Origin of the sequence: Amycolatopsis orientalis DSM 40040 = KCTC 9412 (assembly GCF_000478275.1) — a bacterium.
Classification (GTDB): Bacteria; Actinomycetota; Actinomycetes; order Mycobacteriales; family Pseudonocardiaceae; genus Amycolatopsis; species Amycolatopsis orientalis.
In genome coordinates this window covers 107040-122846 of record NZ_ASJB01000051.1, presented here as the reverse complement: position 1 = coordinate 122846, position 15807 = coordinate 107040, and the positions used below count along the sequence as shown (strand labels likewise).

The window sequence follows — 15807 nt, the reverse complement described above, 5'->3', positions numbered from 1 at the left end:
GAGTGACGAGGCGCACACTACCCACGGGTATCCAAATTTGTGAAGACTATTCGCGTTCTTGCCACCGTTCGGGGGAACACTCGCCCTGCGGACCCCGGACCTGCATAGGTAGTTTGGGGACATGTCTTTGGAAAAGCCCCAGATCGACCGCCCCGAGGGGCCCGCGCCCTCCGAGCTGAAGACGACCGACATCTCCGTCGGCGAAGGCCAGGAGGCCAAGGCCGGCGACACCGTCACGGTGCACTACGTCGGTGTCTCGCACTCGACCGGCGACCAGTTCGACGCGTCGTGGGACCGCGGTGAACCGCTTCGCTTCGGCCTCGGCAAGGGCCAGGTCATCCCCGGCTGGGACCAGGGCGTTGCCGGGATGAAGGTCGGCGGCCGCCGGCAGCTGGTGATCCCGCCGCACCTGGCCTACGGCGAACGCGGCGCCGGTGGCGTCATCAAACCGAACGAGACCTTGATCTTCGTGGTCGACCTGGTCGGCGTGAACTGACCCACACCCCCGCACCACCAAGACCCGGCCCCGGCCGGGTCTTTTTCTTTGTTCTTTCAGGCACCCGCCCGCCAACCGCCGCCCTCACGCACCGTGGGGGTCCGGGGGGCTCGGCCCCCCGGGAACCGACGAGCGACGACAAACGCGAAAGAGGCCCCGTCGCGCTAGCGAAGGGGCCTCTGACTACAAGTGGGCGAGGAGGGAGTTGAACCCTCACGTCCTTTCGGACACACGGACCTGAACCGTGCGCGTCTGCCATTCCGCCACTCGCCCGAGTGCTTCGTTCTCTGACAGCTCGCAAAGCGTAGCAGGCTGATTTCACGGGTTTCACCGGGGGCCGTGTCCGACTGGCCGTACCCGGATAGGATCGACGGGGAAGCACACGTGTGAGGAGGTTGCCCGGTGGGCCGCGTTGAGCGCTTTGATAGGCGGCTCGAGAACCTCGTGGGCAATACCTTCGCGCGCATGTTCGGTGGCAACGTCGTCACGCAGGAAGTGGCGGTGGCGCTTGAGCGCGAGAGCGAGGAGAACGTTCGTGAGCTGGCCGGTGGTCGACAGCTCGCTCCCAATCACTACATCGTGTCGTTGGGGCAGGCTGATCACGAGCGCATGGCCGGAGACGAACGTCGGGTCACGTCGGTGTTGGCGGAGGCGGTCAAGGAACACCTCGCCGAGCACGGTTGGGACACCTATGGTGACGTCGTAGTTTCGCTCGAGCGCAACGAGGCGCTGCATACTGGACAGTTCAAGACCCGTTCGTCCGTCGATCCCGATGTCAAGCCCCACGACGCCGCGGGTTCGTCACGGTCGGCACGACCCAGCAACGCAGGAGACCCAGCAATGAGCCAGCCCCCCGGCTACGGCCAATACGACCAGGGTGACCCGTACGGCCAGCAGGGCCAGTACGGCTACGGACAGCAGGCTGGCCAGCAGCAGCCCGGGTACGACCAGGGTTATGGCGGCCAGCAGCAGGGCGGCTACGACCAGGGTTACGGCGGCGCGCAGCAGCCGGGCTATGACCAGTACGGCGGTCAGCAGCAGCCTGGCTATGACCAGGGCTATGGCGGTGCCGCACCGCAGCCTGGGTACGACCAGTACGGCGGTCAGCAGCAGCCTGGGTACGACCAGGGTTACGGCGGCGGCGCACAGCAGCCCGGCTATGACCAGTACGGCGGTCAGCAGCAGCCCGGTTATGACCAGGGTTACGGCGGTGCCGCACCGCAGCCCGGGTACGACCAGGGTTACGGCGGCGGCGCACCGCAGCCTGGGTACGACCAGTACGGCGGCGCTCAGCAGGCGTACGGCCAGCCCGCGGCGGATCCGTACGCGCAGGGTGGTGGCTACGGCGGCCAGCCCGCGGCCGGCCGTCAGCTCGCCGCGAGCCTGCAGCTGGACGACGGCTCGAACCGCTCGTACTCGCTGAAGCAGGGCGGGAACGTCGTGGGGCGCGGTCAGGACGCCGACTTCAGGCTGCCGGACACCGGGGTCTCCCGTCGTCATCTGGAGATCACCTGGGACGGCCAGAGCGCGACGCTCGCGGACATCGGTTCGACGAACGGGACGACGGTCAACGGCACCCCGGTGCAGACCTGGCAGCTCGCCGACGGCGACGTGATCCGCGTGGGCCACTCGTCTCTCGTGTTCCGTACGCAGGGCTGACCGGCGGCGTCTGGAGGCGGTACCGCAGAATTGCGGTGCGGGACCTGCGGTGGATCGGCACCCCAGGTCGTATGCGGAGAGCAAGGCTGTGCGGAGCCGACCATCCCGGACGGCCCGGTCTCTCCGCGGCGCACAGGAGAAACGGGAGCGGACACAACAAGTGCCAGAGCTGGTCGTTCAACTCACCAGAGTGGGCTTTCTCGTGCTGCTCTGGCTCTTCGTGTTCGCCGCGTTGCGCGTCGTCCGTTCGGATCTGTACGCGGCTTCGGGGCTGCGAGTGGCCGTCCCGACGTTCGGTCGCAAGAAGAAGGAAAACAAGAAGCCGCGCGGCGGGAAGTCGCCGCAGCAGCTGCTCGTCACCCATGGCGCACTGGCGGGAACCAGGATCGCCCTGGACGGCAGGCCGATCCTGATCGGCCGCGCCGACGACTCGACACTGGTGCTGGACGACGACTACGCGTCGACCCGGCATGCCCGGATCGCCCTGCGCGGGGAGGATTGGTACGTGGAAGATCTGGGCTCGACGAACGGGACGTACCTCGACCGGGCTAAGGTCACGGCACCCCTCCGGGTCCCGCTCGGAGTCCCCATCCGGATCGGCAAAACGGTGATCGAGCTTCGCCCATGACTCTCGTCCTCCGCTACGCGGCTCGCAGCGACCGGGGCCTGGTGCGTTCCAGCAACCAGGACTCCGTGTACGCAGGACCCCGCCTGCTCGCCCTCGCCGACGGCATGGGCGGCCACGCCGCCGGTGAAGTGGCCAGCAAGGTCGTCATCGCCTCCCTCGCCCCGCTCGACGACGACGAGCCGGGTGACGATCTCCTCGCCCAGCTGCGTGAGGCCGTCCAGAACGGCAACGCGGCCATCGCCGAACTGGTCCAGCAGGATCCGGATCTCGACGGGATGGGCACGACCCTGACCGCCGTGCTGTTCGCCGGTTCGCGGATGGGCGTCGTGCATGTCGGCGACTCGCGGGCGTATCTGATGCGCGGCGGGCAGTTCTCGCAGATCACGCGGGACGACAGCTTCGTCAACGAACTTCTCGAACAGGGCCGGATCACGCCGGAAGAGGCCGCGGTGCACCCGCAGCGGTCGCTGCTGCTGAAGGCGCTCACCGGCCACGAGGTCGAGCCGAGCCTGACCGTGCGCGAGGCCCGCGCCGGCGACCGCTACCTGATCTGTTCGGACGGTCTGTCCGGCATGGTCAGCGACGAGACGCTCGCCGAGGCGATCCAGATCCCGGATCCGCAGGCCTGCGCGGACCGCATGATCGAGCTGGCGCTCAAGGGCGGCGGCACGGACAACGTCACGGTGATCATCGCCGACGTCGTCGACGTCGACTTCGGTGAGGACGCCCCCATCGTGGGCGGCGCCGCCGGGGACGGCAGTGACGAGTTCCATCAGGGCGACTCCCCCGCCGCCCGCGCCCGCGCGCTGACCCAGCCCGCGCCGCAGCCGCGGCCCGAGGTCCAGCCACCACAGGAGGACCCGAAGGTCAAGCGCCGGAGGCGATTTCGCTGGCTGGCGGGAGCAGTGGTCGTCCTGATCGTGCTGGCCGCGGCGGCGATCGCCACGCGGTATTTCGTGCTGAGCCAGTACTACGTCGGCGAGGGTCCCGGCGAGGAGGTCGTGATCTACCGCGGCGTCCCCGGCAGCATCCTCGGCATCGACCTGCACTCCTACGAGCAGGGCTCGTGCCCGCCCGGCGGCCTGTGCACCGACAAGCTGCTGGTGCCCGCGCTCCAGGAGGACGCGCGCATCGCGGTGAAGAACGGCGTCAAGAAGGACAACCTCGACGACGCCCGCAAGTACATCGACGACTTCCTGCGTCCGCACAAGCAGCTGGCCGACTGCAAACCGGCCACCAGTTCGACTTCCACGCCGCCTCCCGCGTCGTCTGCGCCGCCGGTGTCGTCTTCGGCGGCTCCCCCTTCTACCCCCGCCTCGCCGAGCTCGGCGAACCAGCCAGCGGGGAGGGACTGCTCGACGCCGGCCACGGCAGCACCAGGGGGCGGTAACTGATGAGCACGCCGCTCGCCGACCCGGCTTCGGCCCAGTTCGCCACGAATCCTCCGCGCGAGCTGCCCAAGCGGCGCGGGACGGAACTCATCCTCCTGGCGTTCGCGACCTTCATCGTCACCGTCGCGCTCGTGCTGGTGGAGGCGAACCAGGAGCAGGAACTCACCAGCTCGATCATCTGGCTGGGGCTTTCGTACCTCGCGGTGCTGACGGCGGCGCATCTGGCCGTCCGTCGCTGGGCGCCGTACGCGGACCCGGTGATCCTGCCGTGTGTCGCGCTGCTGAACGGGCTCGGCCTGGTGATGATCCACCGGATCGACCTGGCGCTGGCGGAACGCGCCGTCCAGCAGGGCAAGGAGTACACGCCGGACGTCTCCAAGCAGGTGCTGTTCACCGCGATCTCGCTGGTGCTGTTCGTGGTGGTGCTGATCGTGATCAGCGACCACCGCACGCTGACCCGCTACGGCTACACCTGCGGCCTGGTCGGCATCGTGGCGCTCGCGCTGCCCGCGGTGCTGCCGTCGAGCCTTTCCGAGGTCAACGGCGCGAAGGTCTGGATCAAGCTGCCGTTCTTCTCGATCCAGCCGGGTGAGTTCGCGAAGATCCTGCTGATGATCTTCTTCGCTTCGTTCCTGGTGACGAAACGGGACCTGTTCATGGTCGCGGGCAAGAAGATCGTCGGCGTCGAACTGCCGCGCGCCCGTGACCTCGGCCCGATCCTGATCGCGGCGGCCGCCTGCCTCGGCGTGCTGGTGTTCGAGAAGGACCTCGGGACGTCGCTGCTGTTCTTCGGCGTCACGCTGATGATGTTGTACGTAGCGACCGAGCGGGTCATCTGGGTGGTACTGGGCGTCGGGTTCTTCGCCGTCGGCGCGATCATCGCCTACAACCTGTTCACGCACGTCCAGCAGCGCGTCCGCAACTGGATCGACCCGCTCGCCACCTACGACGACGCGGGCGGCGGGTACCAGGTCGCGCAGGGTCTGTTCGGACTCGGGACCGGCGGGGTCGGCGGCACCGGCCTCGGCGCCGGACGGCCGGACATGGTCCCCGAGGCCAAGACGGACTTCATCACCACCGCGATCGGCGAGGAACTCGGTTTCATCGGCCTCGCCGCGATGCTGATGCTGTACCTGATCCTGGCGATGCGCGGCATGCGCAGCGCCCTCGCCGTCCGCGACACCTTCGGCAAACTCCTCGGCGGCGGCCTGTCGTTCGCCCTGGTCATGCAGATCTTCGTCGTCGTCGGCGGCGTCACGAACCTGATCCCGAACACCGGGATCACCGCCCCGTTCCTCTCCCGCGGTGGTTCTTCACTGCTCGCGAACTACATCCTGGTGGCCCTCCTGCTCCGAATCTCCGACGCCGCCCGCAAACCCGCGGTGCGGCCGAAGCCGCAGCAGCCGCAGACCCCCATCGCGGAAGCCCACACGGTGATGGTCCAGCGGCCGCCCGCGACCGGTGAGGGGAGCCCCTCGTGAACACCCCGCTCCGCAAGGTCGGCGTCGCCATGCTCGTCATGGTGGTGCTCCTGCTGGCCAACGCCACCTACATCCAGGTGGTCAAGGCCGACGACTACCGCACGGACTCGCGCAACCTGCGCGTGCTCTACGACGAGTTCTCCCGCCAGCGCGGGCTCATCGTCACCCCCGACGGCGCCGCGCTCGCGAAGGTCGACCAGTCGAACGACAAGTACAAGTTCATCCGTACCTACGTCGACGGCCCGATGTACGCGCCGGTCACCGGCTACTACTCGATCAACTACGGCTCCGGCGGGCTGGAGCGCTCCGAGGACGACGTCCTCAACGGCTCCGACCCGCGGCTGTTCGTCCGGCGCCTGTCGGACATGGTCACCGGCCGCGACCCGCGCGGCGGCAACGTGCGGCTGACGATCAACCCGGCCGTGCAGAAGGCCGCGTACGACTTGATGACGCAGAAGGGCTACACCGGCTCGGTGGTCGCGATGGAGCCCAAGACCGGGCGCATCCTGGCCATGGTCTCGACGCCGTCGTACGACCCGAACAAGCTCGCCTCGCACGTCGGCAAGGAACAGATCGCGGCGTGGGGGCAGTGGCGCGACGATCCGAAGAAGCCGATGCTGAACCGCGCGATTTCGGAGACCTACCCGCCGGGTTCGACGGCCAAGCTGCTGGTGACCGCGGCCGCGCTCGAAAACGGCAAGACGGCGGACATGCCGGTCAACACCGCGCCCAACGTCAAGCTCCCCGGTACGCAGACGACGCTGGAGAACTACGGCGGCGCGGCCTGCAAGGGCAGCACCTTGAAGGAGGCGCTGCGGTACTCCTGCAACGTCCCCTTCGCCGAACTCGCCGGTGAACTCGGCAAGGACAAGCTCAACGCGACGGCGAAGAACTTCGGTGTCGGCGAGGACCTGACCGTGCCGATGCGGGTCGCCTCTTCGTCGCTCGGTCCCCTCGAATCGAAGGCGGCCCTGTTCCAGAGCGCCATCGGACAGCGCGACGTGCGCCTGACGCCGCTGCAGGACTGCCTGCTCTCGGCGACCATCGCGAACAACGGGATGGCGATGAAGCCGCAGCTCGTGCAGTCGCTGCTCGCGCCGAACCTGTCCACCATCGAGGACTACACGCCGACCGAGCTGACCGGCGACGCCGCGCTGTCCAGCGCGAACGCCGCGATCCTGCGCGACATGATGCTGGCGTCGGAGGAGAACACGAAGGGGGCCGGCAAACGCGCCGACATCCAGATCGCCTCCAAGACCGGCACCGCCGAGCACGGCAACGACCCGAAGAACACCCCGCCGCACGCCTGGTACACCGGGTTCGCGCCGGCGATGGACCCGAAGATCGCCGTCTCGGTGGTCGTCGAGTCCGGTGGTAACCGCGGGCTCGAGGCGACCGGTGGCACCGTGGCCGCGGAGATCGGCCGCGCCGCCGTCAACGCCATGCTCGGGGGTGGATAGCGGATGCTGTCCTCGGGTCAGCTGCTGGCCGACCGGTACAAGCTGACGAACCGGATCGCCGTCGGCGGGATGGGCGAGGTCTGGCAGGCCAGTGACACGCGGCTGGACCGGACGGTCGCGGTCAAGATCCTCAAGGCGGAACTGTCCGGCGACGCGGAGTTCCTGCACCGGTTCCGGACAGAGGCGCGGATGACGGCGTCGCTGAACCACCCCGGCATCGCCGCGGTGCACGACTACGGCGAGACGGTCGCCGACGAGCTGTCCATCGCGTATCTGGTGATGGAGCTGGTCGAGGGCGATCCGCTGGCCGCGATCATCACCCGCGAGGGACGGCTGAACGCCGAGCGCACCCTGGACATCCTGGAGCAGGCGGGCAACGCGCTGCAGGCCGCGCACGAAACCGGTCTGGTGCACCGCGACGTCAAACCGGGCAACATCATGGTCACCCTCGCCGGACAGGTGAAGATCACCGACTTCGGCGTCGCGAAGGCCGCCGACGCGGCGCCGGTGACCAGGTCCGGCATGGTCATGGGGACGGCCCACTACATCGCGCCCGAGCAGGCGCTCGGGCACAACGCCGAACCGGCGAGCGACGTCTACTCGCTGGCCGTATGCGGCTACGAATGCCTCACCGGACACCGGCCGTTCCTTTCGGAGAACGCGGTGACCGTCGCGATGATGCACATCCGCGACATCCCGCCGCCGCTTCCGCCGGACGTCCCGCCGGGTGCCCGCGCGGTCATCGAAGCGACCCTGATCAAGGATCCGAGACAGCGGTACAACAGCGGCGGCGAATTCGCGGCCGCGGTGGCCGCCGTCCGCGCGGGCCTGCCGCTGCCGACGCCGTCGGGGCTGATCAACGTCGCCTACGCCGCGGGCCAGCCGCCCGTGATGCCGCAGCAGGGACCGCCCGGTCCGATCTCGCCGCCGAATCCGATGGTGGCGGTCGGCCCGGCGTCGCATCCGGCGATGCACCCGGTCACCGGCCCGCCGCCGATGGCGGTCCGGAGACTTCCCGGCAAACGGCCACAATGGGGCTGGTGGGTGCTGCTCGCGGTGATCCTGATCGCAGTAGTGGTGGCAGGCGTCTTCCTCATCGTGAGACTGGTCGGTTCGGGCAACGGACAGCAGTCGGGCGGCGTGGGAACGAGTGAACAGACCCCGGCACCGGGTAAGACGTCTGACGGGCAGGCGCCGACATCCGCGTATCCCGCGGTGCCGGAGTCGGCCGGACAGGCGAATCCAGGCATGATGAGCACACCTTGGACGGAATGGAACGGCACGCAGAGATGAGCACACCAAGACTGCTCAGCAACCGCTACGAGCTGGGCGAGACGCTCGGCTACGGAGGCATGTCCGAGGTCCACCACGGCCACGACGTGCGCCTGGGCCGGGAGGTGGCGATCAAGATCCTGCGTGCCGACCTGGCGCGGGATCCCCAGTTCCAGGAACGTTTCCGTCGCGAGGCACAGAACGCGGCGGCACTGAACCACCCCGCGATCGTCGCCGTCTACGACACCGGCGAGACGAACACCGAGTTCGGCCCGCTGCCCTACATCGTCATGGAGTACGTCGAAGGACGGACTCTGCGCGACATCGTGAAGACCGAAGGACCGATGTCGCAGAAGCGGGCGATGGAGGTCATGGCCGACGTCTGCGCGGCGCTGGACTTCTCGCACCGGCACGGCATCGTGCACCGCGACGTCAAACCGGCGAACGTGATGATCACGAAGAACGGCGCCGTCAAGGTGATGGACTTCGGCATCGCGCGCGCCATGCACGACGGGCAGTCCGCGATGACGCAGACCGCCGCGGTGATCGGCACGGCGCAGTACCTTTCGCCGGAGCAGGCGCGCGGTGAGTCCGTCGACGCGCGTTCCGACGTCTACGCCGCCGGCTGTGTGCTGTACGAACTCATCACCGGCGAGCCGCCCTTCACCGGCGACTCCCCGGTCGCGGTGGCGTACCAGCACGTCCGGGAGGACCCGAACCCGCCGTCGTCGGTGAACCCGGCCGTGGCGCCCGAACTCGACGCCGTCGTGCTCAAGGCCCTCGCGAAGGGCCCGGCGAACCGGTACCAGTCGTCGGCGGAGATGCGTTCGGACCTCGTCCGCACGCTGTCCGGCCAGCGGCCGTCCGCGCCGATGGTGATGTCGGAGGACGAGCGCACCCAGGTCATGGACTCCGACCGCCGGGTGCCGCAGCGCTACGACCAGTACGAGGAAGAAGACGAAGACCCGGCGGCGAAGAAGAAGCGCCGCGCGTGGCTGATCGCCGGTCTCGTGGCGTCGCTGGCGGCCGTGGTCCTGCTGATCCTGTGGCTTCTGGGCGCCTTCCAGGACACCGGTGCGGAGAGCAAGGCGATCCCGAAGGTCGTCGGTCAGAACGAGGCGACGGCCAGGGACACCCTGCGCACCGCCGGATTCACCTCCCAGGAGGTCAAGCCGGTCGTCTGCGGCGTCCCGGACGCCAACGGCGCGACAGCCTGCGACGAGAACGACATCGGCAAGGTCCTCGCGATCAACCCGCCCGAGGGGCAGATGACGCCGACCTCGCAGAAGATCCTGCTGACCATCGGCCAGAAACCGGGCAAGGTCAAGGCACCGGACCTCAAGGGCAAGAACCAGTCGGACGCCGAGTCGGCGCTGACCGCCGCGGGTCTGAAGCTCGGCGCCGTCACCGAGGAAGAGACCGAGGACACGAACCAGGCCGGCAAGGTCCTGTCTCAGAACCCCGCCGCTCAGACCGATGTCGACCAGGGTTCCAAGGTCGACATCACCGTCGGCAAGTCCAAGGAACTGAAGACCGTTCCGAACTACAAGGGCAAGCTGCAGGCCGAGGCCGAAGCCGGGCTGAAGGCGGCCGGGTTCACCCCCCAGGTCACCAACGTGGACTCCGACCAGCCCAAGGGCACGGTGATCGACCAGACCCCGAACGGCGGGAAGCTCGCCGTCGGCAGTGTGGTCAAGCTGTCCGTGTCGAACGGCAGCCAGGAGACCTTCGACATGCCGAACCTGAAGGGCATGACCGAAGACCAGGCGCTCCGGCAGCTGCAGCAGCTGGGCTGGTCCGGCAAGCTCGACACACAGGCCGACAAGAGCGGTGACCGGGACGACGCGGGCAAGGTCAGCAAGACCAACCCGCAAGCCGGTGCGAAGGTCGCGAAGAACGCGCCGATCACGCTGTTCATCGTCGAAGGCGACGAGACGCCGACGACGTCGAGTTCACGGCCCGGCGGCGGGATCATCCCGCCTGGGTGATCGACCGAAGTGAAAGGGCCCCGCACGGTTTCGTGCGGGGCCCTTTCCGTGTCCGGGCAAGCCGGTCGCTACGAAGCGCTACACTGCGAATCATGGTCCGGCAGATCACTCAACGCGAGCTGCGCAACGACACACCGAGCATCATGCGTGCCGTCGAAGAAGGGGACAGCTTCGTTCTCACCCGCAACGGCACCCCGGTCGCGGACATCGTTCCGCACAGCCAGAAGCCGACCTTCGTCCCGTTCGGCGAGCTGATCGAGCTTCTCGGTGACCTTCCGCCGGAAGACCCCGAGCGGTTCTTCGCGGATGTCGATCGCGCGGCGGACCCTGACCCGCACCGCGGCCCGGGAGAGCCGGAGCGGTGACCGAAGCGGTTCTGCTCGATACCTCGGCGGTCATCGCCCTTCCTCGTCCCGAGGAACTCTCGCTCGACGCATCCGCGGCCATCAGCTCGATCACGTTGGCGGAACTCGCGGCCGGGGTGCATGGCGCTGCCCGGCCCCGTGACCGGGCATCCCGGCTGGTCCGCCTCCAACGTGTGGAAGCGCGGATGGTCTGCCTGCCGTTCACGCCGGAGGCCGCCCGCATGTACGGGCAGCTGTACGCCATGGTGCTCGACGGCGGCAGGCAGCCACGAGGACGGCGCATGGACCTCCTCATCGCGGCGGTCGCGGCAATCCATCGGATTCCTTTGGTCACCCGCAACGGCGCGGATTTCACCGATCTCGCACCGCTGGTCAAGGTGATCGCCCTCCCGGCTCTGCCGGCCGCCGACTAGGGCACCAGACTGCGAAGAAGTCCCTGGTAAGCGGCGTCGATCCGCCCCGCGCTGGTCTGGACGACCTTCGCCCGCGGCCTCGTGGCGACGAGCGCCACGAGCCGGTCGTACATCTCCGCGAGCCGTTCGGGCCCGCCCAGCGTTTCGTGTGCTTCGACGTGCTCGGGCTCGGCCGCCGCGCGCGTGCGGTCGGCGAACCGCCGGAGCACGTTCTCCTTGGTGTCGAGCAGGACGATCTCGTGGAACTCCGCGGCCGTCTCGCCGGCGAGCGCTTCGAGTCGTTCGAGGAGATCGGCGCGGCCGAGGAACTGCGGCACGATCACGTCGCATCCGGCCGCCAGGTGGGTCCGCGCCATGCTCACGGCCAGGTCGCGAGCGAGTATGCCCGCTTTCGCGGCGTCGTCTCGCCAGGCACCGAGCAGACCGCGGATCCGGTCGATGTCGAGGTTGAGCGTCAGCGGGTGGGCGTCGGCGTACAACCGGGCGAGCGTCGACTTCCCGCAGGCGGGCGGGCCGTTCAGCACGATCAGAAGCGGCATCAGGCGTTGCGGCGCAACAGGTATCCGACGGCTGTCATGCTCACGAGGATCGCGGCGACTGCCGCCACCACGGCCACCATGAGCGGACCGGCCACGGGCTGCTGCGAGGTCAGGGCGCGCAGCAGCGGGTTGGCCAGCGGCAGCCATTTCACCAGGAGCACGGCCGCGAGAGCGAAGATCGCCGCCAGCACGGACCAGCCGATCCGCGGGACGAGCAGCCGCGAGCACGGCAGGCCGATCGCGATCCCGAACAGCGCGCACAACGCGTGCGCCGCGGCTCCGACGGCGAGGGTGCCGACAGGGAAGCCGCCTGATCGGATCCCGGACCACAGCAGCGTCACGACGATCAGCGCGGCGGCGCACCCGAAAACGGCCAGCGCGGCCCCGCCGAGGACCGAACGCCGTCGACGGGCGTGGCTGAAGGTGACCAGCCGCTGGACCGGATCTTCGATGTCGAGCATCGCGATGGTCAGCCAGCACGAAACCACCAGGAGCGAGCCCGCGCTGATCCCGTACTGCGGCAGCAGCGGCGACTTCGGATCCGTGTAGAGCACGGTGTTGACCGCGAGATAGGCGAGGACCGCGGGGAGATAGCGCTGGGAATGGCCGAGCAGCGCGAGGTAGTAGCGGGTCATGGCGAGCACGGCGCCACCTCCCGGACCGAGAATCCCCGGTTCAGCGCACGGAGCAGGACGGCGTCCGTGTGCCCGGCTTCGACCGTCAGGACGATTTGGTCGCCCTCGGCCACGGCCTGGCGGACGCCGGGTTCCGAAGACCAGTCGCCGCCGGGCCCCCGCAGGACGACCCTTGTCGCCGTTTCGGCCTTCGCGACCGACTCGACGCGGGTCAGGCGCCCGGAGTCCATCCGGTAGACGTCGTCGGCGTGGGCGTGCACGACGGCCGCGCGGTGGTCGGTGAAGACCACGCTCGCGCCGCGTTCCCTGGTTTCGGCGACGACTTCGCCGAGCACGGCGTGCGCTTCGACGTCGAGGCCGGACCAGGGCTCGTCGAGGATCAGCAGCTCCGGCTCGGCCAAGACGGCCTGGGCGAGGCCGACCTTCTGGGCATTGCCCTTCGACAGCGTCCGCAGGGGCGCGTCCGGTCCGCCCACCAGCGCGAGCCGGTCCAGCAACGGGTCGATGGCCGACAAAGCGACAAAGCCGTCGACGCGGGCCATATGCCGGAGGTAGGCCCTGGCGCTCATCCGCTGCCCGGCCGGGAAACGGTCCGGCAGGTAGCCGACGCGCGGACTGCCGACGACGCTTCCCGAGGTCTCGCGGGACAGGGCCGCGAGGATCCTGAGCAGCGTCGACTTGCCCGAACCGTTCGTGCCGAGGATGCCGATCACGCGACCGGCCGGGACGTCGAGGTCGACGCCGGTGAGTACGGGTTCGCCGCGGCCGTAGCGCTTACCGACCCCTTCGAGCCGGATCAGCGAGGTCACGCAGCAGCGGCCTTCTGCAGCGCGCGGGTGGCCTCTTCGAGTTCGTTGACCGTGGCGTCGGCGACCGGGTGCCCGGCCGAAGCCATCCAGTTCGCCAGCATCCGGTGTCCGCCCTGCGTGAGCACGGATTCGGGGTGGAACTGGACGCCTTCGAGCGGCAGCTCGCGGTGCCGCATGCCCATCACGATGCCGGATTCGGTGCGGCCTGTGATCTCGAACACGGCGTCGTCGATGGTTTCCGGCAAAACGGTCAGCGAGTGGTACCGCGTGGCGGTGAACTCACCGGGGAGCCCGGCGAGGACCCCGGCTCCCGAATGGTGGACTTGGCTGGTCTTGCCGTGCAGGAGTTCGGGCGCGCGGTCGACGGTGGCGCCGAAAACGACACCCAAGGCCTGGTGGCCGAGGCAGACCCCGAGCATCGGGATCCGCTCTTCGGCGCATTTGCGGACGACGTCCATGCTCTGACCAGCGCGTTCCGGGGTTCCGGGGCCGGGAGAGACGAGGACCGCGTCGAACTCGCCGAGTTTGTCGATCTCCACCACGTCGTTGCGCCAGACGGTGCAGTCGGCGCCGAGCTGGGCCAGGTACTGGACCAGGTTGTAGACAAAACTGTCGTAGTTGTCGACGACGAGCACGCGCATACCGCCAGCTTAGCGGCTCCCACCAGGTGGACCGTACGCCAGATCACAATGATTGTTAGGTCGCCCTAACTTACCGTGGTAGGGGTGAGCCGTTCTCTTCGTGTAGCCATCGTGGGTGCCGGTCCGGCCGGCATCTACGCGGCCGACCTGCTCGACAAGTCCTCCGACAGCGCTGGATCTGTAACGATCGACCTGTTCGAGCGCATGCCGGCGCCGTTCGGGCTGATCCGGTACGGCGTCGCACCCGACCACCCCCGGATCAAGGGCATCGTCACCGCCCTGCACAAGGTGCTCGACAAGCCGAACATCCGGCTGCTGGGCAACGTCGACTACGGGACCGACCTGAAGCTCGACGACCTGCGCCAGTTCTACGACGCCGTCATCTTCTCGACCGGCGCCATGGCCGACCGCGCGCTCGACATCCCCGGGATCGACCTCGACGGCAGCTACGGCGCCGCCGACTTCGTCTCCTGGTACGACGGGCACCCGGACGTCCCGCGCACCTGGCCGCTGAACGCGACCTCGGTCGCCGTCCTCGGGGTCGGGAACGTGGCGCTCGACGTGGCGCGGATCCTCGCGAAGACCGCGGACGAGCTGCTCAGCACCGACATCCCGGACAACGTCTACCAGGGCCTCAAGGCCAGCCCGGTCACCGACGTGCACGTGTTCGGCCGTCGCGGTCCGGCCCAGGCGAAGTTCACGCCGCTCGAACTCCGGGAGCTGGACCACTCGCCGAACGTCGAGGTCATCGTCTACCCCGAGGACATCGAGTTCGACGAAGGCAGCATCGCCGCGCTGCGGGCGTCGAAGCAGATCGACATGGTCGTGAAGACGCTGCAGGAGTGGGCGATCCGCGACCAGGGCGACCGGCCGAAGCGGCTGCACCTGCACTTCCTGCACTCGCCGTGCGAGATCGTCGGCGAGGACGGACGCGTCGTCGGCCTCCGGACCGAGCGCACCGAACTGACCGGTGACGGGAACGTGCGCGGCACCGGCGAGTTCCACGACTGGGACGTCCAGGCCGTCTACCGCGCGGTCGGTTACCTGTCCTCGCATCTGCCGGAGATCCCCTTCGACCACACCACCGGGACCGTGCCGAACCAGGCGGGCCGGGTGCTGGACATCGACGAGGACCAGGTGCCGGGCGTCTACGTGACCGGCTGGATCAAGCGCGGCCCGGTCGGCCTCATCGGGCACACCAAGGGCGACGCGGCCGAGACGATCGCGAGCCTGCTGGCCGACGTCGAGAACCTGACGGCCCCGGCCGTGGACGATCCCGACGCGATCCTCGGTTTCCTCACCGAACGCGGCGTTCCCTTCACCACCTGGGAAGGGTGGGGCAAGCTCGACGCCCACGAGAAGTCCCTGGGCGCCCCGCACGGCCGGGACCGCGTGAAGGTCGTCGAACGCGACGAGATGACCCGTATCTCGCGCTCCTGAGCCAAGCTCGCGAAACGCCGTGAAGGCCCCCTTGAGGGACTCTGAGTCCCTCAAGGGGGCCTTCACGTATTACTCCAGGGACCTTCACCGGGCTTCCGCCAAAGTGGTGATGATGATCGTTTTCTCTTGTGGCCCGGGCCGCGGGTGAGTAGTCAGGAAGACGGCCCACGTTCACCGTGTCTCTCTCGGAGGTTCGATGTCACTGGATGTATCGCCCGCGCTGCTGGAGAAGGCCGAACGCGGGGAAGTCTCGGACGCCGAATTCGTCGCGTGTGTCCGGGAATCCCTGCCCTACGCCTGGACCGTGATCACCGGTGTCATCGCCGAGGCCGAAGGCGCGGCCGACGGATTCGCCGACAACGAGACCCCACCGCCGAGCGAGGCCGAACGTGGCCAGCTGCTGCGGGCGCTCGCCTCGGACGCCATCCGCGGTGGACTGGAACGGCACTTCGGCGTCAAGCTGGCGTTCCAGAACTGCCACCGGGTCGCCGTGTTCAAAACGTCCCAAGTGGACAGTGACCGCTACCGCGCGTTCGTCTCGGTCCGCGGCCAGCTGCTGAACCAGAGCCCGGAACTCCGCGACTGCTAAC

General features: G+C 68.6%; 16 protein-coding genes and 1 tRNA gene. 12 read left to right on the top strand and 5 right to left on the bottom strand.

The features are described 5' to 3' along the window. Positions 1-121: 121 nt before the first annotated feature. A complete protein-coding gene (locus tag L324_RS17040; RefSeq protein ID WP_037308791.1) occupies positions 122-496 on the top strand; it encodes an FKBP-type peptidyl-prolyl cis-trans isomerase in 375 nt (124 codons plus the stop codon). A gap of 190 nt (positions 497-686) precedes the next feature. Here L324_RS17040 and L324_RS17035 read toward each other — a convergent pair. Next, positions 687-769: transfer RNA gene (locus L324_RS17035), tRNA-Leu, on the bottom strand. A gap of 129 nt (positions 770-898) precedes the next feature. Between L324_RS17035 and L324_RS17030 the strand changes: the two genes are divergently transcribed. The 9 genes from L324_RS17030 (at position 899) to L324_RS16990 (ending at position 11153) form a co-directional block, all read left to right on the top strand. Next, entirely contained in the window at positions 899-2155 is a 1257-nt protein-coding gene (locus tag L324_RS17030) for an FHA domain-containing protein (protein WP_037308788.1), read from the top strand. A gap of 160 nt (positions 2156-2315) precedes the next feature. Beyond that, positions 2316-2783, top strand: coding sequence for an FHA domain-containing protein FhaB/FipA (locus L324_RS17025; RefSeq protein ID WP_007030429.1), 468 nt, complete (start codon positions 2316-2318; stop codon positions 2781-2783). Further along, a complete protein-coding gene (locus L324_RS17020) occupies positions 2780-4177 on the top strand; it encodes a PP2C family protein-serine/threonine phosphatase (RefSeq protein WP_037308783.1) in 1398 nt (465 codons plus the stop codon). Before L324_RS17025 ends, L324_RS17020 begins: the two co-directional genes overlap by 4 nt. Continuing rightward, entirely contained in the window at positions 4177-5655 is a 1479-nt protein-coding gene (locus L324_RS17015; RefSeq protein ID WP_037308781.1) for an FtsW/RodA/SpoVE family cell cycle protein, read from the top strand. Before L324_RS17020 ends, L324_RS17015 begins: the two co-directional genes overlap by 1 nt. Further along, positions 5652-7115, top strand: coding sequence for a peptidoglycan D,D-transpeptidase FtsI family protein (locus L324_RS17010; RefSeq protein ID WP_037308780.1), 1464 nt, complete (start codon positions 5652-5654; stop codon positions 7113-7115). Before L324_RS17015 ends, L324_RS17010 begins: the two co-directional genes overlap by 4 nt. Before the next feature lie 3 nt (positions 7116-7118). Then, positions 7119-8408, top strand: coding sequence for a protein kinase domain-containing protein (locus L324_RS17005; protein ID WP_037308778.1), 1290 nt, complete (start codon positions 7119-7121; stop codon positions 8406-8408). Next, complete coding sequence (gene pknB / locus L324_RS17000; RefSeq protein WP_037308776.1) at positions 8405-10375, top strand: Stk1 family PASTA domain-containing Ser/Thr kinase; 1971 nt, start codon at positions 8405-8407, stop codon at positions 10373-10375. The genes L324_RS17005 and pknB overlap by 4 nt, the downstream gene beginning before the upstream one ends. 92 nt (positions 10376-10467) lie before the next feature. Continuing rightward, positions 10468-10740, top strand: a complete 273-nt coding sequence (locus L324_RS16995) for a type II toxin-antitoxin system Phd/YefM family antitoxin (RefSeq protein WP_037308774.1) — start codon at positions 10468-10470, stop codon at positions 10738-10740. After that, complete coding sequence (locus tag L324_RS16990; RefSeq protein WP_037308773.1) at positions 10737-11153, top strand: type II toxin-antitoxin system VapC family toxin; 417 nt, start codon at positions 10737-10739, stop codon at positions 11151-11153. The genes L324_RS16995 and L324_RS16990 overlap by 4 nt, the downstream gene beginning before the upstream one ends. Here L324_RS16990 and L324_RS16985 read toward each other — a convergent pair. Genes L324_RS16985 through L324_RS16970 form a run of 4 tightly spaced genes read right to left on the bottom strand, consistent with a single transcriptional unit; the run spans position 11150 to position 13777 of the window. Further along, positions 11150-11692, bottom strand: a complete 543-nt coding sequence (locus L324_RS16985; RefSeq protein WP_037308771.1) for an AAA family ATPase — start codon at positions 11690-11692, stop codon at positions 11150-11152. The two genes, L324_RS16990 and L324_RS16985, sit on opposite strands and share 4 nt — an antisense overlap. After that, complete coding sequence (locus tag L324_RS16980) at positions 11692-12336, bottom strand: hypothetical protein (RefSeq protein ID WP_037308769.1); 645 nt, start codon at positions 12334-12336, stop codon at positions 11692-11694. The genes L324_RS16985 and L324_RS16980 overlap by 1 nt, the downstream gene beginning before the upstream one ends. Beyond that, positions 12324-13136, bottom strand: coding sequence for an ABC transporter ATP-binding protein (locus L324_RS16975; protein WP_081736368.1), 813 nt, complete (start codon positions 13134-13136; stop codon positions 12324-12326). The genes L324_RS16980 and L324_RS16975 overlap by 13 nt, the downstream gene beginning before the upstream one ends. Then, a complete protein-coding gene (locus tag L324_RS16970; protein ID WP_037308767.1) occupies positions 13133-13777 on the bottom strand; it encodes an aminodeoxychorismate/anthranilate synthase component II in 645 nt (214 codons plus the stop codon). Before L324_RS16970 ends, L324_RS16975 begins: the two co-directional genes overlap by 4 nt. A 111-nt stretch (positions 13778-13888) precedes the next feature. On the opposite strand from L324_RS16970, the gene L324_RS16965 reads away from it, so the two are divergent. Together L324_RS16965 and L324_RS16960 are read left to right on the top strand one after the other, a co-directional pair. Beyond that, positions 13889-15217 carry a ferredoxin--NADP reductase domain-containing protein gene (locus L324_RS16965; RefSeq protein ID WP_037308766.1) on the top strand — a complete coding sequence of 443 codons (1329 nt, stop codon included), beginning with the start codon at positions 13889-13891 and terminating at the stop codon, positions 15215-15217. Positions 15218-15413: 196 nt separating this feature from the next. Next, on the top strand, positions 15414-15806 hold the full coding sequence (locus L324_RS16960; RefSeq protein WP_037308764.1) for an SCO5389 family protein: 393 nt from the start codon (positions 15414-15416) through the stop codon (positions 15804-15806). Position 15807 lies beyond the last annotated feature (1 nt).